The organism is Candidatus Symbiopectobacterium sp., assembly GCF_020054415.1.
In the GTDB taxonomy this organism is placed as follows: Bacteria; Pseudomonadota; Gammaproteobacteria; order Enterobacterales; family Enterobacteriaceae; genus Symbiopectobacterium.
Genome location: NZ_JAHWCO010000025.1, coordinates 1 through 3620 on the forward strand (window position 1 = coordinate 1; position 3620 = coordinate 3620).

At 49.3% G+C, this 3620-nt stretch carries 1 protein-coding gene and 3 pseudogenes; all 4 read left to right on the plus strand.

The genetic code is table 11. The features are described 5' to 3' along the window. Window positions 1-141 precede the first annotated feature (141 nt). A pseudogene (locus QZ506_RS00785) lies at window positions 142-1659 on the plus strand (terminase large subunit); the annotation flags it as partial. A gap of 47 nt (window positions 1660-1706) precedes the next feature. Further along, on the plus strand, window positions 1707-1868 hold the full coding sequence (locus tag QZ506_RS00790; protein ID WP_291968373.1) for a hypothetical protein: 162 nt from the start codon (window positions 1707-1709) through the stop codon (window positions 1866-1868). Further along, window positions 1858-3096, plus strand: a pseudogene (locus tag QZ506_RS00795) (phage portal protein). Before QZ506_RS00790 ends, QZ506_RS00795 begins: the two are co-directional and overlap by 11 nt. Then, window positions 3089-3478, plus strand: a pseudogene (locus QZ506_RS00800) (HK97 family phage prohead protease); the annotation flags it as partial. The pseudogenes QZ506_RS00795 and QZ506_RS00800, both read left to right, overlap by 8 nt. Window positions 3479-3620: the final 142 nt, after the last annotated feature.

Sequence of the window (3620 nt, forward strand, 5' to 3'; positions counted from 1 at the left end):
CGCTGCTTGAGGGCCTTGTTATAAGAGGGCCAGTTGGTGATTTTAAAATTTTGTTTTGCCATGGAGACCTGATTTTGAAACAACTGTGGTGATCTGCTCCGATGATTACCCAAAAGTTCTATTTATTCAACAAAGCCCCTAGTGCCACACGTTAAGGGCAACTTTGCCGGTCAACCTATCGAGTTGATGGACTGGCATGTGTTCATCCTGATCAATATCTTCGGCTTTGTCATTCCGTTGGTGGATGAGCAAACCGGCGAGGTGGTATTGCGTAATGATGGTAGCGGACGCCCGGTAATAGTACGCCGCTTCCGCACCGCCTATAACGAGGTGGCGCGTAAGAACGCCAAATCAACACTATCATCCGGTATCGGCTTGTATATGACTGGCGCTGACAGCGAAGGTGGTGCCGAGGTCTATTCAGCGGCCACCACGCGCGATCAGGCCCGCATTGTGTTTGAAGATGCGAAAAACATGGACAAAAAGGCCAAGGCGACGCTCGGCAGGCTGTTTGAATTCAACAAACTTGCCATTTATCAGTAACAAACAGCATCGAAATTTGAGCCGCTCCCATCTGATGCCAATAACCTTGACGGGCTTAATATCCATTGCTGCATTGTCGATGAGTTGCACACGCACAAAACCCGTGATGTGTGGGACGTTCTGGAGACGGCAACCGGTGCCCGCTTGCAATCATTGCTGTTTGGCATCACCACTGCGAGGTTCAATAAAGAGGGTATCTGTTACGAGCTGCGTGATTACGCCATCAAGGTGTTGCACGGATATAGCAGCCCGGTTGAGGGTGCATTAAAGGACGATACATTTTTTGCCATTATCTGCACCCTGGATAAAGACGACGATCCCTTTGATGAGACAGTCTGGCAGAAAGCCAATCCCGGTCTGGGCATTTGCAAGCGCTGGGACGACCTGAGAAGACTCGCCAAGAAAGCCAAAGAGCAGGTATCCGCCCGCGTCAACTTTTTTACCAAGCACATGAATATCTGGGTGACCGCTGAATCTGCCGGGATGGACATGATTAAGTTGGAAAGATGTGAATACATTGCCCCGCAACATGAACTTAAGACTTACCCGATGTGGGTGGGTGTCGATCTGGCCCATAAAATCGATATTTGCGCCGCCGTTAAACTTTGGCGGGCAAATAATGGTCATGTGCACGCGTATTTTAAATTCTGGTTACCCGAGGGCATGCTAGAGCGGTGCTCTGCGCAGATGTACCGCAAGTGTGCTGAGCTTGGCAAGTTGGAACTGACTGACGGCGACGTTATTGACCATGCACAAATCAAAGCCGACCTTCTGGAATGGATTAATGGAGAAAACCTGAGAGAGACAGGTTTTGACCCGTGGAGCGCCCTGCAATTCAGCATTGCGATGCGTGATGATGGTGTAGCGATGGTGGAAGTCCCTCAAACGGTCAAAAATTTCTCTGAAGCGATGAGAGAGGTTGAAGCGCTGGTTTACGGTGAACGTTTTCACCAAAGCAATCACCCGGTCATGAACTGGATGATGTCGAACGTTACGGTTAAGCCGGATAAACATGACAACATTTTCCCTAACAAATCGACACCCGAAGCCAAAATTGACAGCCCGGCAGCGTTGTTTAGTGCCATGAGCCGGTTACTTGTCAATGGCGGTAATTAAACTGACTTCCTCTAAACGCTGGATACGACCGAAGATCTGCTAATGATATGAAAAAATTGATAATTGACATTATCTGGCTGGTCGGTTTTGGCTTGCTCTCCGCGGTGGTGCACCTGCAATTTGGCTTGCCCTGTTCACTGATGTTTTCCGGCACTCTCGTGCTGGCGTGGGCGCTATTAGCCGCCATGAGGAGGAGAAATGCTGCTTGATGCAATTTTCCGCCATGAACCACTGGAAAATCCCCAAACAGGCATTAGTGGCGAGATGGCAGAGGCAGACGGGTTATTCCGATCAGGCACCTACGTTAGTCCGGAAACCTCGCTGAAACTGGCCGCCGTCTACTCCTGTATCACCGTGCTGGCGTCAAACATTGCACAGATGCCGCTGCATGTGATGAGAAAAACGGATAAAGGCGTCGATATTGCTCGCGATCATCCTGCGTTCTATCTGGTTCATGATGAGCCAAATACTTGGCAAACAAGCTACAAGTGGCAGGAATTATCCCAGCGGCATATTTTGGGCTGGGGCAATGGCTTCACTCGCGTGATGCGCTCTCGTCGGGGCGATGTGCTATCACTGGAAGCCTGTATGCCGTGGGAAACCACGCTGATTAATACGGGAGGATGCCATACCTACGGCGTTTACAACGAACAAGGCAATTTTGCGGTGTCGATGGACGATATGATCCACATTCAAGCACTGGGCAATAACCAGAAAATGGGGTTAAGTCCGATTTTGCAACACGCAGATACCATTGGCATAGGCATGAGCGGACAACACTATACCGCCAGTTTCTTTGCCGGTAATGCTCGACCTACCGGAATCGTTTCAGTCAAAGGCGAACTTCAGAAGGGAGGCTGGGAACGATTAAAGGCGATGTGTGCCAATGCCATGTCGACATTGCGACGCGAAGAAAATAAAACGCTACTTCTACCGGCAGACCTGGATTACAAGGCACTGACAGTATCGCAAGTTGATGCGCAAATCATCGACATGATGAAACTTAATCGTTCAATGATTGCCGGTATTTTTAATTTGCCGTCGCATATGATTAACGATTTGGAAAAAGCGACTTGCAGCAATATCACCGCACAAGCTATTCACTTTGCCAGGTATAGCATCATGACTTGGGTGGCCAACTGGGAGCAGGAGCTTAACCGGCGTCTATTTACCCGCGCCGAACGTCGTGCAGGCTTTTACGTGCGCTTTAACCTTGCTGGCTTGATGCGATGAACGCCACAAGAGCGCGCCCAATTTTATCACTATGCCATTACTGATGGCTGGATGAGCAGCAACGAAGCACGTGCGTTTGAAGACATGAATCCGGTTGACGGACTTGATGAAATGCTGGTCAGCGTTAACGCCGCCAACCCAATCCCTTTAACGACCGATGAAGAGACAAAAGAAAAAATCAAAGAGGAAATTGCCGATGCTTGACAGGGAAACGCGCTGTTACAGAGGAGAAATAAGGACGGAACAGCAGGATACCCAGTCCACGCGAATTATTGGCTATGGCTCCGTGTTCAATAGCCGCTCAGAACCGCTATGGGGTGTTAGAGAGATAATAAAGCCCGGCGCATTCGATGGCGTACTTAATGATGACGTCAGAGCGCTATTTAATCACGATGCCAATTTTATTCTTGGTCGAACGGTGGCCGGAACACTGGCGTTATCGGTGGATGAGCGTGGTTTGCAGTACGACATATCCGCACCCGATACCCAGACAATCCGCGATTTGGTGCTGGAGCCAATGCGACGAGGCGATATTGACCAGTCATCATTTGGATTTCGCGTCGCTCATGATGGCGAGCATTGGTATGAGGTGTATTAGTCGCGACTAGATCTGACACTGGACCTTGAAAGGTTGAGAGTTACCGGTTTTGATATGGGTGCCTAATCCTTAAACAAAACGCGAGGTAACTCTCATGCTTCATACTAACAATCCCATTATCAAACACAAA

Excerpts from the sequence above, each read along its gene's own strand:
- QZ506_RS00790 (WP_291968373.1), top strand. The coding sequence starts at position 1,707 with ATGAAAAAATTGATAATTGACATTATCTGGCTGGTCGGTTTTGGCTTG.